The following is a 1970-nucleotide window of genomic DNA, read 5'->3' as shown; positions in this document are numbered from 1 at the left end:
ACCCAGTGCGTTGCTTGGGGTCGAAACCGGACTCGATCCTGGCAACCGCTTTCATGAAATTGGAATCGAGACCGAAAGCGTCGGAAGCGCGCTTGATCTCCTCGACCGGCGTTCCGACCGGGGTGTCCTTGAGTGACCTTAAGACGATTTCCGCCGGTTTCTCGGTAGGCGGCAGTTCGGACCAGACGTAATAGATGAGATACCGAAACTCCTGCGTCACCAGCGCCGGGTTGGAGGCATTGCGCGTTGTCGGCACCGGTTGGGCGACATCATGGTGGCCCAAGCCCACCGATTCCTGCACAGGCGGTAAATCGGCCGACAGCGTCTGCGACGGATCGGGCAACGCGGCCACGACGATCGATTCCGGCTTATCCGAGGCCGCGGTCGCGTCGGTGGCCGTCCCCGCCGCGGGTTCGGCGGCCGTCGCCACTTCGGCGCTGGCGACAGCGGCGTTCGCGACAACGGTGTTAGCGACAACGGCGTTACCAATTGCGATTGCCTGCGGTTCATCCGCGAGCCTGGCGTTGGCGGCGAGAGATGCTGCGCGGTCCTCGATTGGCACTGCGCGGGTGTTCTCGGTGCCGGCCGAACCGAAGCCAGCCAGCCAGCCAACGATCCACCCTGCGAGAACGACCGTTCCGCAAAACGTGGGCGCCACTGCCGCAAATCGCCGCGGGTTCATGATCCCGTCGCCTCCAAAGGCTCCGCCTGAGCCATGCTCCACAGGCAAGCACGCGACGGGTTGATTTTCGGGTCGAGACGTGGCCGCGCAATGGCGCAAACCGCAGCTCATCAACTTTTCCAAGAAGTGTTGCCCGCATGCAACGCGCCGCCGGCAAGCAATTGTTCTCCGACGTAAGCGTGTAGGGAAGTTTCGGACCCATGCGGCCGGTTCGGGGCGAGCCCGCCATGGTGAATGTCGGACCAACAGATGCGCTTGACTGGCCGTAGTCGCGGATGCCGGCCCCTCGAGCGGTCTGTCGTTGACGATTTATGGGATCTTCGAGCGAACCGAACCCATTGCCCGAGATCAAAGCGTCCGTCGCAACGGCCCTCACACCGTACATTGATCGGCCCGGCGATCGGCGCGACGGCTATTGCCGATTGTCTTCTTCCAGCAGATTGGCCTCGTCATTGGAATTGGTCCAATTTTCGACCCACTGCGACCAGATTTGAAGACGAGGCTATGATCGGTAACGCGACGCTTTTTGGTTGGACCTCGCATGCAACTTCACTGCATGAGGCACTGGATGAGAAAGCAGACTCCAATAATAGCTTTCGCCGCTTTCATGCTCTCTACAGGGATCGCACACGCTCAGTTTCTGTTTTGGCCGCAGGACAGGTTCTGGCCAGGCCACTACGCTCCGTTCAAACACAAGCACCATCACCGGCAGACAAACTCTGGATCTGCGAAGAACGCTCGGCCCGAGGACCCTCCGAAGGGCCCGCTCCAGATCATCATCTCGATCGCTGACCAACGGGTCTCGCTTTTTGACAACGGGGCCCTGATCGCACGCTCATCGGTGTCCACGGGAACTCAGGGCCATCCTACACCCCTCGGCGTATTCAGCGTGATCAGCAAACAACGATGGCACCGTTCAAATATTTATAGCGCTGCCCCCATGCCCTACATGCAGCGCATCACCTGGTCAGGGATTGCGTTGCATGCCGGTGTCGTGCCCGGGCACCCGGCGTCACACGGCTGCATCCGTTTGAAAAATGACTTTGCCATTCGACTCTGGCATCTCACGAAGCGCGGCACGCGCGTGATCATTGCGCACGACGATGTCCAGCCGGTCGAGATAAACAATCCGCACCTCTTTGAGCCGAAAGCCGTGTCCGGTTCGCCGGAATTTCAGGCTGCCAGAGTCGCCGGTAAGAGCATTAGCACAGCCGCGGCAACGCATGGATCACCGGTGTCCAAGGCCGAGACTCCGGAAGCCACTAGTCTCCAGGGTCCAAGCTCGGCT

At 60.6% G+C, this 1970-nt stretch carries 1 protein-coding gene and 1 pseudogene; one reads left to right on the top strand and one right to left on the bottom strand.

All coding sequences use genetic code 11. The features are described from left to right. A pseudogene (locus tag ACXJL8_RS39770) lies at nucleotides 1-682 on the bottom strand (transglycosylase); the annotation flags it as partial. Between the two features lie 568 nt (nucleotides 683-1250). Between ACXJL8_RS39770 and ACXJL8_RS39765 the strand changes: the two are divergent. Continuing rightward, nucleotides 1251-1970: L,D-transpeptidase family protein (locus ACXJL8_RS39765; RefSeq protein ID WP_456686893.1), on the top strand; the 720-nt coding region annotated here is incomplete at its 3' end.

The sequence above is a fragment of the Bradyrhizobium sp. P5_C11_2 genome, assembly GCF_054049755.1.
Note: the sequence above shows the minus strand (reverse complement) of the source record. Positions and strands in the feature narration are given on the sequence as shown.